This is a genomic window from Vogesella lacus, from assembly GCF_979366295.1.
This window is the reverse complement of sequence record NZ_CEETQT010000001.1, coordinates 66,603-91,476: the sequence shown is the minus strand read 5'-3', so window position 1 is coordinate 91,476 and position 24,874 is coordinate 66,603. Positions and strand designations below refer to the sequence as shown.

Here is a 24,874-nt window from a genome sequence, read left to right as displayed (position 1 = left end):
GTCTTCTCCTTACGCTTTCTCGATATTGACGAGGAAGGCCTTGTATTCCGGGCATTGGGTATTGCTGTCACCCACCGATGGCGTCAGGGTGTTGGTCAGATAGCCTTTCTTGGCCACCGACTCCCAGCCCCAGTGAATCGGAATGCCGATATGGTGAACCGTCTGGTTATTGACGGTCATCGGCTTGATGCGCTTGGTGACCACGGCCTTGAGGACAATGGCGCCGCGCTTGGAACTCACGCGCACCATATCGCCAATCTTGATGCCTTTTTCGTTGGCCAGTACTTCGCCGATTTCGACAAACTGTTCCGGCTGGACGATGGCATTCAATCGTACCTGCTTGGTCCACATCTGGAAGTGCTCGGTCAGGCGGTAGGTCGTGCCGACATACGGGAAGTCCTTGGCGGTGCCCATGCGTGCCTTCTCGCCTTCGAACAGACGCACGGTAGGGCCGATGACCACTTTCGGATGCAGCGGGTTGGTACCCAGTGGCGATTCGACCGGCTCGTAGTGTTCCGGCAGCGGGCCATCAATCAGCTTGTCTACCGAGAACAGACGTGCTTGGCCTTCGGCCGTCATGATGAATGGCGACATGGCACTGCCTGGCGGCTCATCAGCCTTGAAGTCAGGGATGTCAGCGCCGGTCCACTTTTCACCGTTCCAGCCGATAATCTTGCGCTTCGGATCCCACGGCTTGCCAGCCGGGTCGCAAGAGGCACGGTTGTACAGTACGCGACGGTTGGCCGGCCAGGAGAAGGCCCAGCCCGGCGTACAGCCATGGCCGGTATCGGTATTGTCGCGGCGCGCCATCATATTGCCGGCCTGGGTCCAGCTGCCGGTGTATACCCAGCACGCACTGCTGGTGCTGCCATCGTCACGCAGATGGCCAAAGCTCGACAGCAATTCGCCTTTCTTGGCGAGGAATTTGGTTGGGTCTTTCGGGTCGACGATGTCGGCCAGCGCATAACCGTTCATTTCCTTGGCCAGCTCTTCGGCGGACGGGTTGTACGGATTACGGTATGGCCAGGCCAGGTTAAGGATGGGCTCGGTGCCTTTGCCGCCATCCTTGGCATACATCTCGCGCAGCTTCATGAACAGCTCGGCGAGGATCTCCACGTCCGGCTTGGCTTCGGCTGGTGGCTCGGCACCCTTGTAATGCCACTGGATCCAGCGACCGGAGTTGACGGTCGAGCCGTCTTCTTCGGCAAACACGGTAGACGGCAGGCGGAAGACTTCGGTCTGGATGCTGGCGCTGTCGACATTGTGAACCTCGCCCTGGTTTTGCCAGAAGCTTGCGGTCTCGGTTTTCAGCGGATCGATCACCACCATGTACTTGAGCTTGGACAGCGCCTCGGTCACGCGGCCGGAGTCGGGGAAGGCACCCATGGCATTGAAGCCCTGTACGATCAGGCCATTCATCTTGCCCTGGATCATCAGCTCGGTAATGTGCAGGGTGTCATAGCTCTTGTCCCACTTCGGCAACCAGTCAAAGCCCCAGTTGTTTTCGGCGGTAGCCTTGTCGCCCCAGAACCACTTCATCATGCTGACAAAGAACTTGGAGGTATTGCCCCAGTAGTTCATCTGGCCTTCATGCAGCGGTTTTGGCGTGACCTTTTCGATGTACTCGGCAAAGGTCGGGTGCAGCTTCTCGTTCGGCAGGTTCATGTAGCCGGGCAAGTGGGTAGACAGCAGACCCAGATCGGTAATGCCCTGTACGTTGGCGTGGCCACGCAGTGCGTTGATGCCGCCGCCCGCCATGCCGATATTGCCCAGCATCAGCTGGATGATGGCCATGGTGCGGATGTTCTGGGTGCCGACGGTGTGCTCGGTCCAGCCCAGGGCGTACAACACGGTGGCAACGCGGTTCGGCACCGAGGTGCTGCCCAGGAGTTCACAGACTTTCAGGAAGCCTTCTTTCGGGCTGCCAGTCAGGTTGGCCACCAGGTCCGGCGTGTAGCGCGCATAGTGCGCTTTCAAGAGATTCCAGACGCAACGCGGGTGTTGCAGTGTCGGGTCGGTCTTGATCAGGCCTTGTTCGTCCAGCTCGTAATTCCAGCTGCTGCGATCATACTTGCGGGTTGCTTCGTCATAGCCGCTGAACAGGCCGTCTTCGAAGTGATAACCCTCGCTGATGATGGAGGTCGCATTGGTGTAGGCCTTGACGTATTCCCACTGGATCTTGTCATTGCTGATCAGCCAGTTGATGATGCCGCCAAGGAAAACAATGTCGGAGCCGGAGCGGATCGGCACGTACAGATCGGCAACCGATGCAGTACGGTTGAAACGCGGGTCGACAACCACGAGTTTCGCGCCACGCTGCTTCATCGCCTCGATCACCCAGCGGAAGCCGACCGGGTGGGCTTCGGCGGCATTGCCGCCCATTACCAGCACCATATCGGCGTTCTTGATGTCGACCCAGTTATTGGTCATCGCGCCACGACCGAACGATGGCGCCAGCGCCGCCACGGTTGGCGAGTGACAGATACGCGCCTGGGTATCGGTGGCCAGCACGCCCAGCGAGCGGATGACTTTTTGCGTCAGGATGCCGGTCTCGTTGGCCGCGGCCGAACAGGTCAGCACGCCGGTGGTCAGCCAGCGATTGACTGGCACGCCGTCTGCGTTCTTTTCCAGCAGGTTGGCATCACGATCACTCTTCACATGCTTGGCGATACGCTCGATCGCCTCATGCCAGCTGATGCGCTTCCATTCCTTGCTGCCAGGCTCGCGCACTTCCGGATATTTGACACGATTGGGGCTGTGGATGAAGTCAAGCAGGCCGGAGCCTTTCGGGCACAGGGCGCCACGGCTGACCGGATGATCCGGATCGCCCTCGATGTGAATGATCTCCGAATGGGCATTCTTGGCCCCATCGCCCATGCTGTACATGATCAGGCCACAGCCGACCGAACAGTAGGTACAGATATTGCGGGTTTGACGGGTGCCGATCAGTTTGAACTGACGGACCTCAGCCAGTGCCATGCTGGGCGAAAAGCCCATGGCAACCAGGCTGGAAGCGCCAAGCTGGGCCGCACCCAGCTTGAAAAACTGCCTCCGGTTGACTTCCATATTTACTCTCCTCTGTGTCATATGCCGTTTGACGCAATGCAGATCGCACAATACCCTTGCAAAGCATTTGCCATGCCCGGCAGTCGTTTTGCATGTCAGTTCATGTAAATCAATGACTTGCCGTGTATTGCCTGAAGGTTGGCCGCAGGAGGTGGGACAAATAGTCCCAAAACCTCAAAGGTTATTGGGTCATTTTGTCCATACGGGGAGCAGGGTTTTGCAGCAGGAAACAAGACAGGGCGAAGAAACAGGCAAACCATGGGCCAGCTACAGTGTGCTGGTTGTCGATGACGAACCCGGTATGGTGAATTTCATCAAGCGTGCGATGGAGGCCCGTTGCGGCCTCGTGGTGACTGCCGGCAGCGTCGAAGAGGCCGAGCCGCTATTGGCCCAGCAGCGTTTTGACCTGATCGTGCTCGATATCTCGCTGCCCGGCATGAGCGGGGTGAACTGGCTCAAACAGCTGCGCGAACGCGGGGTGAATAGCGAAGTCATGCTGATGACCGCATTTGCCGATGTCGAGACGGCGATTGATGCCCTGCGTGCCGGTGCCTCCGATTTTCTGCTCAAGCCTTTCTCGCTGGCCCAGCTGATCAATGCCGCCAAGCGTGCCTTCGAACGGGCGCGCCTTGAAGCCGAAAACTGGGTGCTGCGCCGTGAAGTTGCCTCGCATGCCAGTCGTAGCCGGGTCAGTGCCGATGGCCTGATTGGCGACTCCGAAAGCATCACCGCCTTGCGTACCTTGCTGCGCCGTTTCGCCCCGATGCCGTCTACCGTGCTGATTCAGGGCGAATCCGGTACTGGCAAGGAGGTTGCAGCACGCGCCCTGCATCAGCTGAGTCCGCGTGCGGCGGCCAGCTTTGTGCCGGTCAATTGTGCGGCGATTGCGCAAGAGCTGATCGAAAGCGAGCTGTTCGGTCATGTGAAGGGCGCTTATACCGGTGCCAGTGGCAGTCGCGAAGGGCTGTTTTACTACGCGCGTGGCGGTACGCTGTTTCTGGACGAGATTGCCGACTTGCCGCTACCCATCCAGGCCAAGCTGTTGCGCGTGCTGGAAGAGCGTCGTATCCGGCCGGTAGGTTCCGAGCAGGAAATCAAGGTCGATGTGCGGGTGATTGCCGCCAGCAACAAGCCGCTGGCCGACGAGGTCGCAGCCGGACGTTTCCGTGCCGATCTGTATTACCGGCTGCAAGTGCTGGAGCTGGCACTGCCGCCACTGCGCGAGCGCACCGAGGACGTACCGGCACTGGTGCAACATTTCATGGACCTGCTGGGGCCATCGCTAGGGGTGGATTCTTTCGAGGTCGAGGCCGATGTGTTGGCCGCAATGCGTGCCTACGATTGGCCGGGCAATGTGCGCGAGCTGAAAAATCTGGTCGAACGTTCGCTGATCATGGGTTATGTGCCGCGCGATTTGCCCTGTACCCGGGTCGTGCGTCGTGACGAGCCGCTGCCTGTCGATAATGCCGGCGAAGAATGTACCCTGGAAGAAATCGAAACCCGCCACATCCGCGCCGTGCTGGCTGCCTGTGAGGGGAATAAATCGGAGGCTGCGCGCCGGCTCGGTATTTCCCGCAAGACACTGGAGCGCAAATGCCTTGCCTGGGGAGAGTAGCGCGCGGCTGGCACAGGCTGGTGTCGCCGCTGGAGCGTTCTATCCGCAACCGCTTCGTCGCGCTGGCGCTGTTGCCGCTGGTGGTCGGTTTTCCGGTGCTGCTCTTGCTGCTGGTGGGTTGGGGCGGTGCGACTTTTCACGAATTGCTGGTGTTCAAGGTGCGCAGCGATCTGGCTGTCGCCGAGACTTACTTCGGACGGGTAAAGGGTGAGATCGGCCGCAGTGTCGATGCGGTCGCCAGCTCGGAAGCGCTGGCCAGTGCCCAGCGCCAGAGCGAGCAAAAAGCGCTGGAGGTGCTGCTACAGCAACGCGCGCAGAGCATAGGCCTTGATTATCTCTTGCTGGTGGACGAGGAGGGGCGGGTGCTGGCCAGCTCCTTGCTGCAAGGCTCGCCTGGCCGTTATCCGCATCAGGGTCTGATACACCGTGCCCTGCAAGGCCAGGGTCAGGCGGTGCTCGATACTTTTACCCCGCAAGAGCTGCAACAGCTGTCGCCGGGTCTGCATGATCAGGCCGGCATTACCTTGCGGCCAACGGCCAATTCGCGCCCCACCACGGCGACGGTCAGCCAGCAGGGGCTGGTGTTGCATGCGGCGTATGCCATTCCGGCGCGCTCGCTGGTGTTGATCGGCGGCATGTTGCTCAATCGCAATATCGGTTTTGTCGACCGCATCCAGCATCTGGTGTATCCGCCGGGTTCGCTGCCCGGAGGCTCGCACGGGGCCACCACGCTGTTTCTGGATGATGTGCGCATCGCCACCACGCTGTCTTTGCCGCAGGGCGGCCGTGCAATCGGCACCCGCGTCTCGGCCGAGGTGGCCGATCAGGTGCTGGGTCGCGGCGAAAACTGGCTGGATCGCGCACAGGTACTCAGCGACTGGTATGTATCGGGCTATCAGCCCTTGCTCGATAGCGGCGGCCAACGTGTCGGCATGCTATATGTCGGTTTTCCCGAGCAGCCCTTCCAGTGGGTGAAGTGGCTGGCGCTGGCGGTGCTGTTCGTGCTGTTTGCGCTGGCGATGGCTGCGGCGGCCTGGGTCAGCTGGCAGGTGGCGCGCTCGGTGATGCAGCCGCTGGAACGCCTGCGCCACACCATGCAGCAAGTCGCTGCCGGCGATCTGACCGCCCGTGTCGGCAAGCTGCCGTATCAGGATGAGCTGGCAATGCTGGCCTGGCATTTTGATGATCTGCTGTCACGCATCCAGAGCCAGAACGAGGCGTTGACCACATTGGCCAGCGAGCTTGACGACAAGGTGGTGGCGCGCACGCGCGAGTTGGCCGCGGCCAACCATACGTTGATCAGCGCGCAGCAGCAGCTGTTCAAATCGGAAAAGCTCGCCGCCATTGGTCAGCTGGCCGCCGGCATCGCGCACGAGGTCAATAACCCGGTGGCGGTGATTCAGGGCAACCTCGATCTGATGCAGGAATTACTGGGCGAAGCCGGTGCGCCGGTCGAGCCGGAATTCCGGCTTTTGCGCGAGCAAGTGCAGCGTATTCGGTTGATCGTCGCCAAACTGCTGCAATATGCCAAGCCCAGCGAGTATGCCGGTTATCTGCAGCAGGTGCGGCCGCAAGAGGTGTTTCAGGACAGCCTCTTGCTGGTGCAGCATCAGCTCAATCGCGCCAATGTGGCTGTCGCCAGCGAAATGCAGGCGCGTGGCAGCCTGCTGGTAAACCGCTACGAGCTGCAGCAGGTGCTGATCAATCTGATCGTCAATGCCATGCAGGCGATGCCGGATGGCGGCATGCTGCAGCTGGCAAGTGCAGATCAGGACCAGCATGGGGTGGCGGGGGTGATGCTGTCGGTCAGCGACAGCGGCAGCGGCATTGATGACGATGATCTGCTGCGGCTGTTTGATCCGTTTTTCACCCGCAAGCACGACGGCACCGGCCTCGGGCTATGGGTGTGTCACGGTCTGGTAGAGCGTTACGGTGGCCACATGACTGCGGCCAACCTTACGTCTGGCGGTGCCTGTTTCAGCGTCTGGTTGCCGTGCGAGCCGGCTCTGGCCGAGCCGACTCGCGAATTGGACGCCTGATCAGCGTTCGCTGCCGAATACCGCCTGACTGACTGGTGGGGTGCTGCTGTGACGGCTTTGCAGCATATCGTCTTCCGGCGCGGCATCACGCTGTTTGCCGGTCAGCAGGAAGTAGGCATAGCCGGCCAGCATCGCCGCAACAAACACGGCAAACACCAGCTGGTTCAGCCACGCCATGGTCACCAGCGACAGGCCGGCGATGGTCAGTGCAATCAGCGGGAACAGCGGATAGCACCAGGCACGGAAAGGGCGTTCCAGATCCGGCTCCTGCTGGCGAAGGCGGAACAGGCTGAGCATGGACATGATGTACATCAGCAGCGCGCCGAATACCGACATGGTGATGATGTTGGCCGTCAGCGTCTGGCCGCCAAAGCTGATCCATTGATCGCTGAAAATCGCCAGGATGCCGACGACGCCACCCAGCACAATGGCGCGATGCGGGGTCTTGAAGCGCGGATGCACTTTGGCAAACCAGCCCGGCATATAGCCGGCACGCGACAGCGCAAAAATCTGGCGCGAGTAGCCCATGATGATGCCGTGAAAGCTGGCAATCAGGCCGAACAGGCCAATCCACACCAGCATGTGCAGCCAGCCGCTGTTGTCACCGACTACCGCCTTCATTGCCTGCGGCAGCGGATCGTTGATATTGGCCAGCTGGCGCCAGTCACCCACGCCACCGGCAAAGATCATCACGCCAATGGCCAGCACCACCAGGGTAAGAATGCCGCCGATGAAGGCTTTGGGGATGGTGCGGCGCGGATCTTCGGCCTCTTCGGCCGCCATGGCTGCGCCTTCAATGGCGAGGAAAAACCAGATCGCGAAGGGGATGGCCGCCAGAATGCCGACCAAGGCGGTGTGATTGAGCGTATCGGAGCCGGCCCAGCCATTGGCGACAAAGTTGCTCATCGAAAAGCCCGGCGCGACCACGCCCATGAATACCAGCAGCTCGCCAATCGCCAGTACCGTGACGAACAGCTCGAAGTTGGCCGCAATCTGCACGCCGAGAATATTCAGCGTCATGAACACCAGATAAGCCCCGACCGCGGCGAGTTTCGGATCCAGCGCCGGAAACTGCACATTCAGGTAAGCGCCGATGGCCAGCGCAATCGCCGGTGGCGCAAACACGAACTCGATCAGCGTGGCCGCGCCGGCAATAAAGCCGCCAGTCGGGCCGAAGGCACGCCGCGCATAGGCAAACGGGCCGCCGGCATGCGGAATCGACGTAGTCAGTTCGGTGTAGCTGAAAATGAACGTGGTGTACATCAGCGCGATGATCAGCCCCGTCACCAGAAAGCCCAGCGTACCGGCACTGGCCCAGCCATAACTCCAGCCGAAGTACTCGCCGGAGATCACCAGCCCGACGGCGATACCCCACAGGTGTATCGTCTTCAGGCTGGGTTGCAGCTCTCGCACTACTTTGCCTTTTTCCATCTTGTTTTCTCCTCTGTGTTGGCAGCCGTTACGACGGTAACGGCCATGCCGTGCCGGCTCTGCGGCCGGTCGCGGCGCTAGCGGCTGAGGGTAATCAGCCAGTCAAACAAGGCTTGCTGGCGCGGATCGCCGGCGGCCGTGATTTCGGGGTGCCACTGCACGGCCAGCAGTGCCGGATTGGCCGGCATCTCGACCGCTTCGATTACACCGTCCGGTGCCCAGGCAGTGGCAATCAGCCCATCTCCCAGCCGGTCTATCGCCTGGTGATGCCAGCTGGCTGTCTCGCTGTGGCGGCCAAGCAGGGCGGAAAGCTGGCAGTCGGGTGCGATTTCCAGCTTGTGCAGGATGGGCTCGCGTGGCGGGGCACGATGCAAGGTCTGTTCGCCAACCACATCGGGCAGATGGAGGTGCAGGGTGCCGCCGAGCACGGTATTCACCAGCTGCAGGCCACGGCAGATCGCCAGCGTCGGCAGCTGCTTTTGCAGCACGGCGCGGGTCAGCGCCAGCTCGGTGTCGTCGCGCTCGGGGTTGAGGTTGTAGATGGTGTCGTGGTGGCCGCCGTCATAGCGTGCCGGTGCGATGTCGCCACCGCCGATCAGCACCACGCCATCGAGGCGCGACAGCCAGCTTTCCACCATCTCGCCGCCGACATGCGGCAGCAGCACCGGCGCACCGCCGGCGCGTACGACCGCCTGCACATACAACTCCGGGGTGTAGTGGCCATGACCCGGCCCTGGAGGGTAGGTGGTCAGGCCGATCAACGGTCTAGTCATGGACGCGTCCCTCGCAGGCAGCCACAAAGATGGCGGCGTAATCATCGGCAGACAGCGGTAGCGGGTTGCCGCCATCGCTCGGGTCCTGCTTGGCAGCGGCGGCTATCATCACGGCATGGCTTTGCTCGATGCCGATCTCGGCCAGGGTGTGGGCAATGCCGAGACGGGCGCGCAGCTGCAGGATCCAGCGCAAAAAGCCGTCGAAGCTCGCATCGGCCAGGCCGATATAGCGCGCGGCGGCGACGATGCGCTCTTCAATCGCCGGGCGGTTTTTCACCAGCACATAAGGCAGCAGGATGGCGTTGGCGAGGCCGTGGTGGGTGTCGAAATGCGCGCCGATCGGGTGTGCCAGCGCATGTACGCCGCCGAGGCCTTTCTGGAACGAGGTCGCCCCCATGATGGATGCGGCCAACATCTGCGAGCGGGCAGTGATGTCATTGCCGTTGTCGCAGGCCGTCTCGAGGTGATCGTGCACCAGCTTCATCCCCTCCAGCGCCACGCCTTGCGCGATCGGGTGGTAGAACGGCGAACAGTAGGCCTCGAGGTTGTGCACGAAGGCATCAATGCCGGTGGCGGCGGTCAGGTGGCGTGGCAGGCCGCAGGTGAGTTCCGGGTCGGCCAGTACCAGTTTGGGCAGCATGGCCGGATGGAAGATGATGACCTTGCGATGGCCTTCTTCATCGATGATCAGCGAGGCGCGGCCAACCTCCGAGCCGGTGCCGGAGGTGGTCGGAATCGCGATGGTCGGCGCGACCCCGGCGACATTCACCCGCGTCCAGTTGTCGCCCACGTCTTCGAAATCCCACAGCGGACGGTTTTGGCCGACCATCAGCGCAATCGCCTTGCCGACATCGAGCGCACTGCCGCCGCCGACGGCAATCACCCCGTCGTGCTGGCCGGCATGGTAGGCGGCGACGCCGGCCTCGACATCGCGGCCAACCGGATTGGGGCGCAGATCATGGAACAGGCCGGCGGCAAGGCCGGCTGTTGCCAGATAATCGAGCAGGCGCGGTACCAGCGGCAGGCGGGCAAGGCCAGGGTCGGTGACCAATAGTGGCCGGCTGATGCCCAGCTCGGCACACAGCGCCGGCAGTTCGCTGGCGCGGCCGGCGCCAAAACGGATGGCCGTAGGGTAGTTCCAGTTACCTTTCAGTTGCATGGTGCAGTCCTTGTGCAGTGGGTGGCGGCGGCCAGGCTTGGCCGCACTGGCATCAGTCTTTGAAGTGGAAGGATTTGACGCGGGTTAGCTGGCTGTAACCGAGTACCGACAGCGACACGCCGCGGCCGGTGTCTTTCACGCCGGTCCAGGCCAGGGTCGGGTCCAGATAGTCGCAGCGGTTCATGAATACGGTGCCAGTTTCCAGTCGCTCGCCCAGCCGCAGCGCGGCATCGCGGTCTGCGGTCCAGATCGAGGCGGTGAGGCCGTAGCGACTGTCGTTCATCAGCTGCAGCGCCTGCTCGTCGCCGGCTACTGGCATGATGCCGATCACCGGGCCGAAACTTTCCTCGCTCATCAGCCGCATGCCGTGATTCACGTTGATCAGTACCTGCGGCGCGAGATAAGCGCTGCCCGGTGCATCGGCGGCAAAGTGGCCGGCCGGAATCAGCGCGCGGGCACCCTGGGCGATGGCTTCGGCGCTTTGTGCCCGCACAAAGCTGGCTGCACTGGCGCGCACCATCGGCCCAAGATTGGTGTTCGGGTCGAGCGGGTTGCCAAAGCGATAGGCCTTGGTCAGTTCGACAATGCCTTCGACAAAGGCATCAAAGTGGCGCTGATGCACATAGATGCGCTCGATGCCGCAGCAGGACTGCCCGCTATTGAAGAAGGCACCGTCGACCAGATTCTCGATGGCGGCATTCAGATTGGCATCTTCACGCACATAGGCCGGGTCTTTGCCGCCAAGCTCCAGTCCGAGGCCGATGAAACGGTCGGCCGCGGCGCGCTGCACGGTACGGCCGCCTTCGACCGAGCCGGTAAAGGCGACAAAGTCTATGCCTTCGCTGGCGACCAGCTGCAGCGTGGCGGCATGGTCCAGATGCAGGATCTGGAACACGCCGGCCGGCAGTCCGGCAGCCTTGAACGCCTCGTCGAACAGCTCGGCTACCAGCGGCGTCTGGCTGGAGTGTTTGAGGATGACGGTGTTGCCAGCCAACAGCGCCGGCACGATGGTGTTGATGGCGGTGAGGAAGGGGTAATTCCACGGTGCCAGCACCAGCACGGTGCCCAGCGGCTCGCGGCGCAGAAAGCGCTCGAAGCCTTGTTTCGGCGCGGGGCGGATGTCGGCCAGCCCTTCGTCGGCCAGGGCCAGCATGGTGCGGGCGCGCTCTTCCAGCCCGCGCACTTCGCCGGGGCTCTGGCTGATCGGCCGGCCGATCTGGCGGGTAATGGCCTCGGCGATGCGCTCCTTGCGCGCCACCAGCTCGTCCACGGCGCGGCCAACCATCAGCTTGCGCTCGGTGAGGCTGACATGACGCCAGGCTTTGCGGGCCAGGTTGGCCGCAGCCAGCGTGGCAGCGACGGCGGTGCTGTCGTGATAAGGGCGTTGCAGCAGCACGCTGCCATCAATCGGGGAGGTAACGCTGAAAGTCTGGCTCATATCAGATGATCTCGAAGTAACGGTTCAATTCCCAGTCGGTGACGTGGCGCTGGAACTCGCGCTCTTCCCATTCGCGGGTGGCGGCAAAGTGGTCGACAAAATCGTTGCCCAGCCAATCGCGCATCACCGCAGAGTGTTTGAGCTGCTGGGCGGCTTCCCACAGCGTGCGCGGCAGGCGACGCTCGGGCGTCGGCTCCAGCAGATAGCCGTTGCCGCTGATTGGCGCATCGGGCTCGATCTCGTTTTCGATGCCGTGCAGACCGGCGGCCAGCGCACTGGCCAGCGCGAGGTAAGGGTTGCAGTCGGCGCCGGGCAGGCGGTATTCGACGCGTTGCGACTTGCTGCTGCCGGGGATGGCACGCAGCGACACCGTGCGGTTGTCTATGCCCCACAGCGCGGTGGTCGGTGCCCAGTAACCCGGTACGAGACGGCGGAAGCTGTTGATGGTCGGCGCGGCCAGACAGGTGATCTGCGGCATCAGGGCTTGCAGGCCGCCGATGAAGTGGCGCATCTGGCGGCTGATATGCTGGCTCTGGCTGGCATCGTGAAAGATGTTGTGACCGTCGCGGTCTTTCAGCGAGATATGGATATGGCCGCCCTGACCCGAGTATTCCTGATGCCATTTGGCCATGAAGCTGGCGGTGCGGCCCTGTTTTTGCGCCAGCACCTTGGCGAAGGTCTTGAACAAGGCGGCATTGTCTGCGGCCAACAGGGCTTTTTCGACGCCGAGTGCGGCTTCGAGCTGGCCGGGGCCGGTCTCCTCGTGAAAGCCTTCCAGCGGCATATTCATCGCTTCGCACAGCTGGATCAGGCCGTGATAGAACTCGGTATTCACCGAGTTGCGCAGCACCGAGTAGCCGAAGGCGCCGTGGCCAAGCGGCTTGATGGCCTGATAGTTGCGTGACAGCAGCTCGGTGTTGTTTTCGTCGGCGACGAGAAACTCGTACTCGATGCCGGCCAACGCCTCGAAACCCATGCGGCTGGCACGATCGCACACCCGGCGCAGCAGTGCGCGCGGACAGAGACCTTCCAGCCGGCCAACCACCTCGCCCTGCAGCAGGATCATATTGTCTTCGAGCGGCAACTCGCGACAGCTCTCGGGGATTACCCGCACCTGGGCGTCGGCATAGCCTTTTTGCCAGCCGGTAAGGGTGGTGTTGTCGTACAGCTTGTCACCGACATCCCAGCCGAATACCACGTCACAAAATCCGAAGCCGCCATCCAGCGCGGACAGGAATTTGTCGCGTGACATGTATTTGCCGGCCATGACGCCGTCCAGATCGTACAGGCCGACCTTGATCTGCTTCAGGTCACGCTCGCGTATCAGCGTGCGCAGATCGTCGGCATTCTTCACCTTGTGCGCTTCCATGATGTCCTCTCTCTTCGTCTGTGTTGGCCGGAGCGTTTTCGCTCTCTGACGATAGTAGTAAATGTTAGATTTGCTCTCTGCAACTGTAATATGTAATAAAAATTACGTTGCACTGCAGCGGTGCATGGGCCAAACTGACGCCAATGGCCGTAAATGCTGGATGAGAGGAGTTGTCATGGCGGAAAACCGCTCTGTTGCGGAAATGCTGCGCACCGAAATGGACAGGCTGACACCGACCGAGCGCAAGATCGCGCGGGTGCTGCTGGCCAACTACCCGGTGGCCGGGCTGGAAACCATCGCCCAGTTGGCCGCAAGGGTGGAAGTCAGCGGCCCGACCGTGCTGCGCCTGGTGGGCAAGCTGGGTTTTGACAGCTACACGGCTTTTCAGGCGGCTTTGCGTGCCGAGCTGGAGGCGCGGCTGCAATCACCGCTGGTGCGGCGCGAATCAGCTGCCGAGGAGGACGAGCATGATTTTCTCGGTAATTTCGTGCGCCGGCAGACCGAGCTGATGCAGCAGACCGCGACCAACGTCAGCAGTGCCGAGTTTGATGGTGCGGTGGATTTGCTGGCGGATCCACGCCGGCGTATCTGGCTTTTGGGTGGCCGGCTGACCGAGCCGCTGGCAGCTTATCTGGCGCATCACCTGAAAGTGGTGCGCACCCAGGTGCATCAGTTGCGGGCCTTGCCGGCCAGTTGGGCCGATCATCTGGTGGATATGGACAAGAATGACGTGCTGGTGGTGTTTGATATCCGCCGCTACTGGCAGGATGCGCAGCGGGCAGCCGAGATGGCGGCCGAGCGCAAGGCGCAGATCGTACTGTTTACCGACCAGTGGTTGTCGCCGATTTCACGCAGCGCCCGTTTTACCCTGGCCGCGCACACCGCTGGCCCGGCCGGCTGGGACAGCAATACGCCCTTGTTGATGCTGGTAGATGCGATGATTGCCGCCATCAATACGCGGCATTGGGACAATATTCACGAGCGCCTGCAATTGCTTGAGCGCATGCGCGGCCAACTGGGCGAAGGGCAGTAGGGCGCTAGCGGCCGGTGCTGGCAGCAGCAAGCAGCGGGTCGGCACTGCCGGTTTCGCCGGCGTTGTTGCTGGCACTCAGGCAGACCTGATTGCGGCCATTATCCTTGGCGTGATACAGCGCCATATCGGCCTGCATGAACAGCTGGCGCAGATCCGGGCTGCTTTCCGCGCCGTTGCAGATGCCGATGCTGACGGTTTGTTTGAATGGCATACCTTCGGGGGTGTGCAGCAGCATCGCACTGCATCCCTGGCGGATTTCTTCGGCAATCAGCCGCGCGTGCGTGGCAGCGTCGCCAGACAGCAAGACGACAAACTCCTCGCCACCACTGCGGGCGTAGACCGCATCAAACGGCCGCAACACCTTGCGCAGCACATCGGCAAAGGCCACCAGCACCACGTCTCCCGTCTGGTGGCCGTAGGTGTCGTTAACCTTCTTGAAGAAATCGAGATCCATCACCAGCAGCGCTTGTCGCGGAAACGGGCTGTCGGCCAGATGCTGGGCGGCTTTCTCGTAAAACGCGCGGCGATTGTAGAGTCCGGTCAGTTCGTCATGCATGGCCTGGAAGTACAGTTTCAGCTCGAGTTTCTCGATGAAAATGAACACGAAGGCGAGGAACTTGGCCATTTCCAGCAAGGTGGTAGCAAAATTGTGAATGGCGAGCGCGGTGCTCAGCATCTGCGCGCTATTGTCGAGGGTCAGCGCCAGGTATACGCGATAAAGCTGGCCGGCAATCAGCACCAGGATCAGGCCAGTGGCGACGCGATAGCCGGGCAGGCGGCTATTGGGTGACTTGAGCAACGTGGCCAGCGTAAGCAGGTGGAACACCAGATAGCTGGTGCTGTACAGCAGGCTACGGGCGTAAAAATAGCCATCATGATTGGGGATCAGCACCATCAGGGCCGAGGCTGACAGCATCAGGCAACTGGCGCTGGTCCACGGCAGCTTGCGGCCATCCAGCGCGCGCGCACCCAGCCAGGTCAGTGCCAGCGAGCAAAAAATCAGGATATTGCCGACATCTACCGATATCCACAGCGGGATGCTGCTTCTTAGCAAGATCAGGCAGACGCCGATAGTGGCGGTTACGCCAGCCCAACCCCACAGCTTGAGCGCCGCATCGCGCGGGTAGCGCAAGCCGATACCCAGCACCGCAAAGGTGACCAGTGCAAAGGTGCAAAACTGGGTCAGGTAGATGGTGGCAAGATCGGGGCGCATATTATCGAATGATGTCAATTTTTGATGGCGTATATTAACGAGATAAAAATGGCGCTAAAAGTAGATTTAGCGCCATTTCTTTTCGCGATTACGCCATTAATGCCTGTGCAATGCGGCCAAGTTCGTCGCTATCCAGCGAGGGTACCGTAATGATGCGGGCTTCTTGTTGATAGTGGCGGCCCTGTGCGCGCTGGTACAGCGGGTCGTAATGGCTGGCCAGCAATTCGCCCACCAGCTGCTCGAACTGGCCATCGCGCGCCATGCTTGCCCAGGCATCCAGCTGTGCCTTGCCGTGCACATTACGCAAGAATCCCAGCTGGGTCACCAGCCGCTCTGGCTCCTGCAGGTAAAAGTCATAATCCTGCAGCAGGAACTTCACTCGCTCGGCCAAGGGCACTTCGACTTGCAGGCACTCGCTGTCATGCATGGCGGCGTACAGCGCGTCCGGCAGGCTGACAAAACCGATCTTCTTGCTTTCGGCTTCGACAAACACCGGTTTGTTCACGTCAAAACCTTGCAAGGTTTGCGCGACCAGACTGTCAAAACGCTTTTGCGACGGCTGTGGCTGATCCGGCAGGCGGCCCAGCACCGAGCCGCGATGTGCGGCCAACCTTTCCAGATCCAGCACTTGTGCGCCTTGTTCGGCCAGTGCCTGCAGCAACCGGCTCTTGCCACTGCCGGTGGCACCGCTGACCACCTTGAAACGGAACTGGCCGGGCAGGGTGGCAAGGTCGGCCAGCACCTGATGACGGTAGGCCTTGTAGCCGCCTTCCAGTTGATGCGCAGCCCAGCCGATCTGCGCCATGATGATGGCCATCGAGCCGGAACGTTGGCCGCCGCGCCAGCAATACACCAGTGGTCGCCACGATTTGGGTTTGCCGGCGAAATGGTCGTCCAGATGTTGTGCGATATTGCGGGCGGCAATTGCCGCGCCGACCTTGCGCGCCTCGAATGGCGATACCTGCTTGTACAGCGTGCCGACGCGCACACGCTCTTCGTTGCTCATTACCGGGCAATTGATGGCGCCGGGGATGTGGTCTTCGGCAAATTCTGCCGGGGTGCGCACATCGATGATCTCGTCAAATTGCTGGCGCTGTGCTACGGTCGCGAGTTTGAAAAACATAGTAGGAAAGGGGCTTTAGCCATGGCGGAAATCAGATTGACGCAATTGTCGCACGGGGGCGGATGCGGCTGCAAAATTGCCCCGTCGGTATTGCAGGCGATTCTGGGCGGCGTCAAGGACAAGCTGCCCTATCCGGACCTGCTGGTCGGCGCGGAAACCAGCGACGACGCGGCCGTTTACAAACTCAACGACAGTCAGGCACTGGTGGCGACCACCGACTTCTTCCTGCCGATTGTCGATGATGCGCGCGACTTCGGCCGCATCGCCGCTACTAATGCGATTTCGGACATCTACGCCATGGGCGCGACGCCCATCATGGCGCTGGCGATTGTCGGCATGCCTGTAAACACGCTACCGGTCGAAACCATCCGCGACATCCTGCAAGGCGGCGAGTCGGTCTGCCGTGAGGCGGGTATCCCGATTGCCGGTGGCCATTCGATTGACGCGCCGGAGCCGATCTATGGCCTGGTGGTGATGGGCCTGATGCACCCGGATCAGATCAAGCGCAATTGCGATGCCAAGGCCGGCGATGTGCTGATCCTGGGCAAGGGCCTGGGGGTCGGCATCCTCGCGCAGGCGATGAAAAAAGGCCTGCTGGACGAAGCCGGCTATCAGGCGCTGATTGCCTCGACCACCCAGCTGAACAAGGTTGGCAGCGAGTTGGCCGCACTCGATAGCGTGCATGCGCTGACTGACGTCACCGGCTTTGGCCTGCTGGGCCATCTGTTGGAAATCTGTCGTGGTGCTGGCCTGGCCGCAGACGTCGATATGACCAAGGTGCCGGTGATCCGCGAGGCACAAGGTTTTGCCGAGCAGGGCATCGGTCCGGGCGCGATCGAGCGCAATCTGGCGAGCTTCGGCCACGACGTCGAACGTGCGGCCAACGTGGCCGACTGGCAGCTGCGCGTGCTGGCTGATGCCCAGACCAGCGGTGGCCTCTTGGTGGCGGTATCGCCGGAAGCGGCTGACGACGTGCTGGCGCGTTTCAAGGCGGCTGGCTTCGGCTACGCCAGCATCATCGGCTCGTTGGCCGAGGGCGAGGCGAAAGTCCGCGTGGCCTGATCCGCGCAAAAGACCGTAGCTGGAGATGTGATGTGAAAGGTTGGCCGCATGCGGCCAACCTTTTGTCTTTTCAGGGGTTATTTTTGTCAGCGGCTTCGCCTGTGATGGCGGGCGGCAATGCCGCGGTCCGACGGATGCAGCGTTGCTTTCGTCATTCACCGACAGCAAGGCGCTGTTGGCCGAATGTCAGGCGACAGGCGGTGTTTTGGCGGATACGGTGATGCCATGTTCATGAGTGATGCCGCTTTGGTGCGATGAGGTCAGTTTCGTGCCCGGTCAGGCAGCGGATGAACAAGCCAGTCGTATCGTCAAACTGCCGGAGGACGTGATGTCGCCGAGAAAATACCTGTTAATGACTACTTTGCTGCTGGGAGCTGCCATGAGTGAGGCTGGGCCGGATAAATCACTGGATAGCTGGATGCCGCTGCCAACAAGCTTGACTGCGCCACAGCAGGCACAGCTGCGCACGGTGTATCAGCTGATGCTGGCCGGCAAGCCGGACGAGGCGGAGCAAGCCCTGGCCGCCTTGCATGCCCAGAATCCGGCAGTGCAGCCCTTGTGGCTGGCCTTGCTGACCGAGCAGCAACAGTTTGCCAAGTTGCGCCAGCTGGTGGCTGCCGGCGTGCTGCCGGCCTCGCACAATAGCGCGGTGATTGCCCGTGCCTACGCCAAGGTCGGGCAGCCGGCCGTGCGTTTCGAGGCGGCACAGGGCGAGCTGGCAATGCAAGGGCATTTCATGATTGCGCTGCCGAGAGTCAGGCTGCAGCTGAATGGCCGCAGTTACTACTTTGTGCTGGATACCGGGGCCTCGCAGAGTCTGGTTACGGACAGGGTAGTCAGCGAGCTAGGCTTGCGCACTGTGCCGGATGCTGGCGTGGAGATCGACACTGCCACCGACAATGTGGTGAAGGCCGGCCTCGTGCATTTGCCGACTTTCCGGCTTGGGCCTGCCGTCGCCGAAAACCAGCTGGCGGTGGTGGTGGCACGCGATTCACTGGAGCAGCGTGTGCTTGGTCTCAACTGGTATCAGCTCGACGGCATTCTGGGCTGGCCGCTGATCAAGCAGCTGGACCTGACCATAGACTTTGCGGCCAACAAGCTGCAGATCCGGCAGCCGCAGAAGAAGGCTGGCCGCGGCAATCTGGTCTGGCTGTTTGATGACCCGATGGTGATCAGCGATCAGGCCGGCAAGCCCCGGCTGTGGTTTCTGGATACCGGTGCGGGCCGCAGCCTGATTACCGGCGAGTATCTGGATGAGAGCGAGCGGCAGGCGCTGAAGTGGGATGAAAAACAGTTTGGCGGGCTGGGTGGCAAGGGCGCGGTCGAGAAGATCGGCAAGTTTGGACCGGTTCAGATCCGTTTTCCGTCTTACACCGGGCATTTTGAACAGCTGACCGTGCGCACTGGCCATCAGGATTGCACGCATAGCCGCTGCGATGGCCGGCTGGGTGTCGATATCGCCAAAAACCGCCGCATGCATATCAATTTTCAGGCTGGCGAGTTTGATGTCAGCGAAGCGCGTTAAGACGCCGTAAGCAGGCTGGCTGTGAGCGGATGCGGCCGCCGTGCGCACATGGCGCTTGACCCGATTGTCACAAGCCGCCTACGATGGCCGGATGCTGATCGCCATTTGCACCTTCACCCGTTCGCCAGCCTGCTGTTGTCCAGCCTGGCCGGGAGAGGTGCGCGCCTGCTAGTCAGCGCCGATCACACACCTTAGCCAAGGCCGCCCGCACGCTGATGCCGGCGGCCTTTTTCATTGTCTGGACCACCGGAGTTTGCCCATGGCTTTGCAGCTTTACGATACCTGGTCGCGCAGTTTGCGCCCGTTCGAACCGATTCGTGCCGGCGAGGTCGGGCTGTATTGCTGCGGCCCGACGGTGTACGACTACGCGCATATCGGCAATCTGCGCACCTATGTGTTTGAAGACCTGCTGCGGCGCGTCTTGCAGTGGCATGGTCTGAATGTGCGCCATGTGGTCAATATCACCGATGTGGGCCATCTGGTGTCCGATGCCGACGAGGGCGAGGACAAGATGGAAAAGGGCAGCCGCAAGAGCGGCAAGAGCGCCTGGGACATCGCCGCCCATTACACGGCTGCGTTTCAGGCTGACTGGCAGGCGCTGAATCTGCTGCCGCCGGCAATCTGGTGTCGTGCCACCGAGCACATCGCCGAGCAGATTGCCGATGTCGGCAAGCTCGAGCAGGGCGGCTACACCTACCGCACCAGCGACGGCATTTACTTTGATACCAGCCGGCAGGACAGCTACGGCTATCTGGCGCGGCTGGACAAGGCAGGCTTGGCCGCAGGCCAGCGCGTGGCGATGGGTGAAAAACGCAGCCCGACCGACTTTGCCTTGTGGAAGTTTGCCGAGCCGGGCGTGCAGCGGCAGATGGAGTGGGACAGCCCGTGGGGGCGTGGCTTTCCGGGCTGGCATATCGAATGCTCGGCGATGTCGGCGCGTTATCTCGGCCACTGGTTCGACATTCACTGTGGTGGCGAAGATCACGTTGCCGTGCATCACAGCAACGAGATTGCACAGAACGAAGCCTGCCACGGTACGCGGCTGGCCAACTTCTGGCTGCATGGTGCGTTCTTGCAGCTGTCTGGCGACAAGATGTCCAAGTCGTCGGGTGACTTCTTGCGCCTGCAGACCTTGCTCGATAAAGGCTACGATCCGCTGGCTTACCGTTATCTGTGCCTGACCGCGCATTACCGCAGCCAGCTGCAATTCGACTGGGATGCGCTCGATGCCGCTGCCAAGGCGCTGCAGCGTTTGCGCCAGGCGGTGCAAGGTTGGCCGCAAGGCGGCGAAGCGGATGCGGCGACGTTGGCCGCGTTTGGCTGCGAGATCGATGCCGACCTCAATCTGCCGCGCGCGCTGGCGGTAGTGTGGGCGCTGGTGCGTGGCGAGCTGCCGCCTGAAGTCAAGCGCGCGACCTTGCTGGCACTCGATGCGGTGTTGGGTTTGCAGCTCGATCGTCCGGCACAGCCTGTCGAGCTGGCCTTGCCGGATGAAGTCAGCGCCTTGCTGGCGGCACGCAATGTGGCGCGGGCGGTGAAAGACTGGGCCGAGGCTGATCGCTTGAAAGCCGAGTTGGCCGCAGCCGGCTACGAGGTGCTGGATAGCCGCGAGGGCTCGACGCTCAAGGCTTTGCGGCCAGCCTGATCAGCTGCCCGTTGCGGTCGTCGGTGAACCACAGCGCACCGTCGGTCGTGCTGCGGATTTCCACCGGCCCGGCCGGGCCGTGCTTGCCACGCCATGGGCCGAGCAGGGTCAGCGACTTGCCTTGCGGCAGGCCGTCCTTGCCCGTACGGTAGGCAATCAGCCGCTGGCCGTTGGCGCGGTAGCCGTGCAGGCCGATGACCAGCCAGTCACGATACGCAGCCGGCGCCTTGCTGCCTTGCCACCACGTCATGCCCAGTGGTGCGCTGTGCGCGGGCAGCAGCAACCACGGTTTTTGCGTGGCTTTGCAGGCGTAACGCGGGAACTCGGGGGCGTTGACGGCGTTGTCGTAACAATACGGCCAGCCGTAGTGCCGGCCTGCTTGCAGCAGGTTCAGCTCGTCATGCGGCAGGCTGTTGTCGTTGGGCAGCTTCAGCGGGATGTGAATCGCGTCACGGCTGTTCTCGACCTGCAGGATCTGGCCTGATTGCGGGTGTACGGCAATCGCCATGCTGTTGCGCAGGCCGCGGGCGAAGATGCCCAGGTCTTGCCAGCTGCCATCGGCGCGGCGCTGGTAGTGACGCACCACACCAGCCGGATTATGGTTTTCGGCCTCGTCGCAGCGCGGCTTGCCGGCATCTTGCTGGCAGTTGTCCGAGCTGCTGCCGATATTCACGTACAGCTTGTCGCCCGCCAGGGTGAAGGTGGTCAGCGGGTGGCGTTGACGTAGCGGCAGGCGAATCACCACCTCGCGCTGCTGCGGGTTTTGCAGGCTCAGGCGCGAGATGCGGCCAACCTCACCCAGCAGAATCTGACCGTTCGCCAGCACGGCTACGCCATGCGGTCGGTCAAGGTTGCTGGCCAGCAGGCGCTTTTGCCAGCGGTCGTTTTGCGTTTCGATCAGCCACAGCCGGCCTTTGGCGGCATCCCAGCGCACCAGCTCGGTCAGTAACAGGCGGCCATCGGGCAGGCTGGCGAGACCACGCGGCAGGCTGAGACCAGAGAGGGCAATGCTGGCGCACAGGCCGGGCGCGACCGGAGCATCCAGCGCCGGCAAGCTGCCGCAGTTGGCCGCAAGCGCCAGTGGCGAGCAGGCCAGCGCGGCAATCAGCGCAAGTTGGCAGGGTGTTGCGGGCAGCATGTCAGGTGATCGCAAACCACGCCGGTGGCCTGCAGATAGGCGTAGATGATGGTGCTGCCGACAAAATTCATGCCGGCTTTTTGCAGCGCCTTGCTGATGCGGTCGGACAACGGCGTACTGGCCGGGCATTCGGTCAGGCTGGTCCAGTGATTGATTACCGCTTGGCCGTCTACGTGTGCCCACAGCCAGTTGGCAAAGCTGCCATGCTCGGCCTGCAGCGCAAGAAACACCTTGGCATTGCGGATGGTGCTGAGGACCTTGGCGCGGTTGCGGATGATGCCCGCGTCCTGCAGTAGCCGTTCGACATCGCTGTCATCCATCGCGGCCACGCGTTGCGGATCAAACTGGTGAAACACCTCGCGGTAGCGTTCGCGCTTGCGCAGCACGGTTATCCACGACAGGCCGGCTTGCGCGCCTTCGAGTATCAGCATCTCGAACAGCTTGCGGTCGTCGTGTACCGGCTTGCCCCATTCTTCATCGTGGTAGGCGACGTACAGCGGGTCGTCACCGCACCAGCCACAGCGTTTCATCGCCGTCATGGCGGTTTTCCTCGTCTTCCAGTTGCAACAGCAGGCGCAGGCGGTCGCTTTGCGCTACTTCCTGCCAGTGGCGGCCGCTCAATGCGCCTTCGAGTGCCCATAACAGATTCAGGCTGGCGGCCTGACCGCTGCGTTTGACCGCCAGATAGGCGGCTATCGCGCCGACTTCACGCAGCTTGGCCGCATCGGCAATGCCGGCAGCCTGCAGCATGCGCCAGCTGGCCGGCCCGAGATTGGGCAGTGCCGGCTCAGTCGGCTTGCCAGTGGCCACTCTTGCCGCCCTGTTTTTCCAAGAGGCGCACGCCATCAATGCGCATGCCCTTGTCGACTGCCTTCAGCATGTCGTACACCGTCAGCAGACCAGCCATCACGCCGGACAGCGCTTCCATCTCAACGCCGGTGCGGCCAACGGTTTCGCTGCGCACTTCGATATGCAGACGATATTGTTCTGGCTCGGGTGTGAAATCGACCGCAACGCGCGTCAGCGCCAGCGGGTGGCACAGCGGAATCAGCTGGGCGGTCTGCTTGGTGCCCTGGATGGCGGCGATGCGGGCGATGCCGATTACATCGCCTTTCTTGGCGTTGCCGGCCATCAGCAAGGCAAAGGTGTCCGGCAGCATGCTGATATGGCCGGTGGCGATGGCAACACGGCGGGTTTCGCTCTTGTCGCCGACATCGACCATATGTGCCTGGCCGCCTTGGTCAAAATGGGTAAGAGAGGACATGGCTTGTCTGCATTCAATGACTAGAGTTGACGATGATAGCGGCAGTGCAAAGCCTTGCCTATCAAGCTGAATGGGTATGGGATGTAATTTCTATGGAATAATGGCATCTGATTTTAATGTCAGTCATGGTGGCAAGTTGTTATGGCACAGCAAGAAAATTCAGGCGGCTACGATATCGTGATCATGCTGCCGCCGGCGGCAGATATGGCGGCCTTGCGCCACGAAGCGAAAGAGCGGCTGAGGCTAGATGACGCCCGCATCGAAAAGCTGATGGGCGTACTGGCGGAGAAGGGTGCTGCGCGCATCGGTAGCGGCGTGGCGGCGGAAAACGCCAGCAAGATTGTGGACGACTGGCGGGCGGCCGGCTTTCGGGCCGATATGAAGCTGGCGCTGGGGCTGGTGGAAAAGGCCGCGAACGACGAGCAGGGCAAGCAGACTTGTCCTGCCTGCGACCGGCTGATGCGGCCAACCCCCGAGGGTGCCTGCCCGCATTGTGGCATCGTGCTGGCCAAGTTTGACGCCAAGGCCATGGCGGAAAAGCGCATTCGCGAAGAAGAGCGACTGCGGCTGCAAAGCCGGCTGGACAGAGAGAGCCAGCAAAGCGCCGAGTCACTAAAGAAAGAGCTCGAAGCGCGTTTGCGCGAAGAAATCCGCGCCGAGCTGGCAAAGGAAATGGGCCTCGCACCGGGCAAGGGCGCCATCATGCTGGGCAAGCTGGGTATGGCCGGCAAGATCGCGCTGAGTAGTGCTTTGCTGGTAGGGGCTTTCTTTGGCGGTCACTGGCTGGGTTCGCCCGATGGCGGCAATCGTCTGACACCCGAGCAGAAATCCATGCTGGCGCAAGGTGTGCTGATGCAAGTAACGGGCGGGCAACTGCCGGTGAGTGATCCTGCCCAGCTGGAGACCTTCCTGCAGTCGCCGGCCGGTGCCGCCATGGCAGCCTCGGACGGCACATTTGCACCAGCCGGCATGCAGGCCGATAGCCGTGGCTGGCTGCTGGCCGAAATTTATGCGCGACAAGGGCAGCTGACTCAGGCCAATGCCCTGTTGCAATCGCCCAAGGATGTGCACGACCCTGCTTGGGTGAATAGCAGCCTCAGGGCGCAGGCCTGGGTGATCTCCAATGGTGGTGGTGAGGTGGCCGGCCTGGATCTGGCGCCGCTGGGCTATCTGGCCTTGCCGGAAGATCGCGTGCGCTTGCTGGGTGAGCTGGCGGTGATTCTGGCCAGTGGCGCAAAAGTCGCGCCAGCTGACTGGCGCAAGTTGCTGAATCAGGCGGATGAGCTGGGTAAAGGCTTGCCCAAGGGGGCATTGCCTGACGGTGTACTGCGTGCCCATCTGGCGCATCATGCGATGGCTCGTCTGCAAGCTGCGTCGCAGTTTGCCGCGCGCGGCCTGCGTGGTGAAGTGGAGGCGCTGTACGCAGAGCTGGATGCCAAGGCCGTAGCCTGGGGCGCGCAGGATCATCTCTTGTTGCGGCAGGTGCTGGTCGAGCTGGCGGATCTGGCTGGCCGTACGCAAAACGCCGCGGCGCAGCGTGAGGCGGTGGCCAAGCTGTTTACCAATCAGCACTGGCTGGGTGAAGTTGCCGATGTTGGCCGCATCCTGTCTTTGCCGTCCCCGCTGTGGCGTGGCCAATTTGTGTCATCCCTGCTGGCGGCTATGCCGGCGGCCAATCCTGCTGACCCGCAGCTGAATCAGACGCTGGCTCAATCGCAAGCAGGTTTGCTGGCGATCAGCGGACAAGAGCAGCTGCTGCAGTCGCAATGGCCGGGCATCGAGGCCATGCTGATGCCGTTGCCGAATGGTGCGCAGCGGGTGAAGTCGCTGGAGAATCTGCGTGATGCACTGCTGAGTGATTTCCTGCACGGTCAGCAGCAGTTTGTGCAGCGAGACAAGCGGCTGTTGATGCTGCAAAAGCGACTGTCCAGCTGAGCAAGGCCTGCCTGGCGGCAGGCCTTGTCTTGTCCAGAGCTGATTT

19 protein-coding genes are annotated in these 24,874 nt (G+C 61.9%); 7 read left to right on the top strand and 12 right to left on the bottom strand.

Annotated features, from left to right (window positions below):
• Positions 1-9: 9 nt before the first annotated feature.
• Positions 10-3,066 (bottom strand): formate dehydrogenase-N subunit alpha, encoded by a 3,057-nt coding sequence (gene fdnG, locus ACZ9W6_RS00395; RefSeq protein WP_465189067.1) that lies wholly within the window; start codon positions 3,064-3,066, stop codon positions 10-12.
• Positions 3,067-3,283: 217 nt separating this feature from the next.
• Here fdnG and ACZ9W6_RS00390 point away from each other — a divergent pair, with 217 nt between their 5' ends.
• Both ACZ9W6_RS00390 and ACZ9W6_RS00385 read left to right on the top strand, forming a co-directional pair.
• Complete coding sequence (locus ACZ9W6_RS00390; RefSeq protein WP_465189066.1) at positions 3,284-4,681, top strand: sigma-54-dependent transcriptional regulator; 1,398 nt, start codon at positions 3,284-3,286, stop codon at positions 4,679-4,681.
• Complete coding sequence (locus tag ACZ9W6_RS00385; protein ID WP_465189065.1) at positions 4,660-6,720, top strand: sensor histidine kinase; 2,061 nt, start codon at positions 4,660-4,662, stop codon at positions 6,718-6,720. Before ACZ9W6_RS00390 ends, ACZ9W6_RS00385 begins: the two co-directional genes overlap by 22 nt.
• Here the strand turns inward: ACZ9W6_RS00385 and eat are convergent, their stop codons facing one another.
• The 5 genes from eat to ACZ9W6_RS00360 form a co-directional block, all read right to left on the bottom strand.
• Complete coding sequence (gene eat / locus ACZ9W6_RS00380; protein ID WP_465189064.1) at positions 6,721-8,151, bottom strand: ethanolamine permease; 1,431 nt, start codon at positions 8,149-8,151, stop codon at positions 6,721-6,723. It lies immediately after the preceding gene.
• A 77-nt stretch (positions 8,152-8,228) separates the two neighbouring features.
• The gene (locus tag ACZ9W6_RS00375; RefSeq protein ID WP_465189063.1) at positions 8,229-8,924 is read right to left on the bottom strand and encodes a gamma-glutamyl-gamma-aminobutyrate hydrolase family protein; all 696 of its coding nucleotides are present in this window, start codon (positions 8,922-8,924) and stop codon (positions 8,229-8,231) included.
• Entirely contained in the window at positions 8,917-10,083 is a 1,167-nt protein-coding gene (locus ACZ9W6_RS00370; protein WP_465189061.1) for an iron-containing alcohol dehydrogenase, read from the bottom strand. The genes ACZ9W6_RS00375 and ACZ9W6_RS00370 overlap by 8 nt, the downstream gene beginning before the upstream one ends.
• Before the next feature lie 52 nt (positions 10,084-10,135).
• The gene (locus ACZ9W6_RS00365; RefSeq protein ID WP_465189060.1) at positions 10,136-11,521 is read right to left on the bottom strand and encodes an aldehyde dehydrogenase family protein; all 1,386 of its coding nucleotides are present in this window, start codon (positions 11,519-11,521) and stop codon (positions 10,136-10,138) included.
• 1 nt (position 11,522) lies between these two features.
• Complete coding sequence (locus ACZ9W6_RS00360) at positions 11,523-12,890, bottom strand: glutamine synthetase family protein (protein ID WP_465189059.1); 1,368 nt, start codon at positions 12,888-12,890, stop codon at positions 11,523-11,525.
• Between the two features lie 175 nt (positions 12,891-13,065).
• On the opposite strand from ACZ9W6_RS00360, the gene ACZ9W6_RS00355 reads away from it, so the two are divergent.
• Complete coding sequence (locus tag ACZ9W6_RS00355) at positions 13,066-13,923, top strand: MurR/RpiR family transcriptional regulator (RefSeq protein ID WP_465189058.1); 858 nt, start codon at positions 13,066-13,068, stop codon at positions 13,921-13,923.
• Positions 13,924-13,927: 4 nt separating this feature from the next.
• Here the strand turns inward: ACZ9W6_RS00355 and ACZ9W6_RS00350 are convergent, their stop codons facing one another.
• Both ACZ9W6_RS00350 and mnmH read right to left on the bottom strand, forming a co-directional pair.
• A complete protein-coding gene (locus ACZ9W6_RS00350; protein WP_465189057.1) occupies positions 13,928-15,136 on the bottom strand; it encodes a GGDEF domain-containing protein in 1,209 nt (402 codons plus the stop codon).
• Between the two features lie 88 nt (positions 15,137-15,224).
• Positions 15,225-16,259: a tRNA 2-selenouridine(34) synthase MnmH gene (gene mnmH, locus ACZ9W6_RS00345; protein WP_465189056.1), complete on the bottom strand. Its 1,035-nt coding sequence runs from the start codon at positions 16,257-16,259 to the stop codon at positions 15,225-15,227.
• Between the two features lie 21 nt (positions 16,260-16,280).
• Between mnmH and selD the strand changes: the two genes are divergently transcribed.
• The 3 genes from selD (at position 16,281) to cysS (ending at position 20,491) form a co-directional block, all read left to right on the top strand.
• Entirely contained in the window at positions 16,281-17,321 is a 1,041-nt protein-coding gene (selD, locus tag ACZ9W6_RS00340; RefSeq protein ID WP_465189055.1) for a selenide, water dikinase SelD, read from the top strand.
• Positions 17,322-17,589: 268 nt separating this feature from the next.
• Positions 17,590-18,846, top strand: coding sequence for a retropepsin-like aspartic protease (locus tag ACZ9W6_RS00335; protein WP_465189054.1), 1,257 nt, complete (start codon positions 17,590-17,592; stop codon positions 18,844-18,846).
• Between the two features lie 259 nt (positions 18,847-19,105).
• The gene (gene cysS, locus ACZ9W6_RS00330) at positions 19,106-20,491 is read left to right on the top strand and encodes a cysteine--tRNA ligase (protein ID WP_465189053.1); all 1,386 of its coding nucleotides are present in this window, start codon (positions 19,106-19,108) and stop codon (positions 20,489-20,491) included.
• On the opposite strand, the gene ACZ9W6_RS00325 is transcribed toward cysS, so the two are convergent.
• The 4 genes from ACZ9W6_RS00325 to moaC are packed head-to-tail and all read right to left on the bottom strand — an operon-like array spanning position 20,469 to position 22,893.
• Entirely contained in the window at positions 20,469-21,629 is a 1,161-nt protein-coding gene (locus tag ACZ9W6_RS00325) for a PQQ-dependent sugar dehydrogenase (RefSeq protein ID WP_465189052.1), read from the bottom strand. The two genes, cysS and ACZ9W6_RS00325, sit on opposite strands and share 23 nt — an antisense overlap.
• Complete coding sequence (locus ACZ9W6_RS00320; RefSeq protein WP_465189051.1) at positions 21,596-22,168, bottom strand: DNA-3-methyladenine glycosylase I; 573 nt, start codon at positions 22,166-22,168, stop codon at positions 21,596-21,598. Before ACZ9W6_RS00320 ends, ACZ9W6_RS00325 begins: the two co-directional genes overlap by 34 nt.
• Positions 22,134-22,439, bottom strand: a complete 306-nt coding sequence (locus tag ACZ9W6_RS00315; RefSeq protein WP_465189050.1) for a TfoX/Sxy family protein — start codon at positions 22,437-22,439, stop codon at positions 22,134-22,136. Before ACZ9W6_RS00315 ends, ACZ9W6_RS00320 begins: the two co-directional genes overlap by 35 nt.
• Positions 22,417-22,893, bottom strand: a complete 477-nt coding sequence (gene moaC / locus ACZ9W6_RS00310) for a cyclic pyranopterin monophosphate synthase MoaC (protein ID WP_465189049.1) — start codon at positions 22,891-22,893, stop codon at positions 22,417-22,419. The genes ACZ9W6_RS00315 and moaC overlap by 23 nt, the downstream gene beginning before the upstream one ends.
• A 141-nt stretch (positions 22,894-23,034) precedes the next feature.
• Here moaC and ACZ9W6_RS00305 point away from each other — a divergent pair, with 141 nt between their 5' ends.
• On the top strand, positions 23,035-24,828 hold the full coding sequence (locus tag ACZ9W6_RS00305; RefSeq protein ID WP_465189048.1) for a hypothetical protein: 1,794 nt from the start codon (positions 23,035-23,037) through the stop codon (positions 24,826-24,828).
• Positions 24,829-24,874 lie beyond the last annotated feature (46 nt).